This window comes from Burkholderia sp. BCC1996 (genome assembly GCF_905339955.1).
Taxonomy (GTDB): domain Bacteria; phylum Pseudomonadota; class Gammaproteobacteria; order Burkholderiales; family Burkholderiaceae; genus Burkholderia.
On the sequence record NZ_CAJPHM010000093.1, the window covers coordinates 1 to 677 of the forward strand.

Consider the following 677-nt stretch of genomic DNA (forward strand, 5'->3'; position numbering starts at 1 on the left):
CTTCACGTATTTGACACCGGCTTCGACGATGCCCTTCTTGGGCGGATCGGCTAGCGGGCACGGATCGATACGGAAACCGTACCCCTCGGCGCATTCGGCATAGGCGCGCTGCACGACAGGGTCATAGGTGCAGGCGCGCGTGATGGCGCACTTGGGGTTGTCCGGCACGCCGCAGCAATCGATACCTTCACATAGAATTCATATGACCCGCGCACCTTGCCCCCTCGCTCGGTACCTCCGGAGCGCTCAGCGCGTGGAGCGTGTTCTTTCTCTTCCGCTTCTGCAACAGCTCCGGAGCAAGCCCCCTTTCCCGTCAAGGAACTCGCACTCGTGCCCAAACCCTGCTGACCTGCCCCCGGTTTTAGTCCGAACTGCAGTTAGAGTCCGAGGTTAAAAACTGCTGCTTCGCGTCGTGCGCCCGGGCGAACTGCGCAGGCGTCAGATAGCCGAGCGAACTATGAGGTCGCTCGGTGTTGTACTCGATACGCCATTCTTCAATCAGCCGCTTGGCGTGGCGCATTGAGACGAACCAGTGCTCATTCAGGCATTCGTCGCGGAACCGCCCGTTGAAGCTCTCGATATAGGCATTCTCCACCGGCTTGCCAGGCCGAATGAACGACAGCGTGACACCGGTTTCGTAGGCCCATGCATCCAGCACCTTACCAGCGAACTCCGGC

The 677-nt window shown here is 60.3% G+C and carries 1 protein-coding gene and 1 pseudogene; both read right to left on the minus strand.

Annotation, left to right across the window (positions count from 1 at the left end):
* Nucleotides 1–162: pseudogene (locus U4Z64_RS37345) on the minus strand (IS21 family transposase); the annotation flags it as partial.
* A 199-nt stretch (nucleotides 163–361) separates the two neighbouring features.
* A partial coding sequence (locus U4Z64_RS37350; RefSeq protein WP_321822688.1) for a transposase occupies nucleotides 362–677 on the minus strand: 316 nt, incomplete at its 5' end.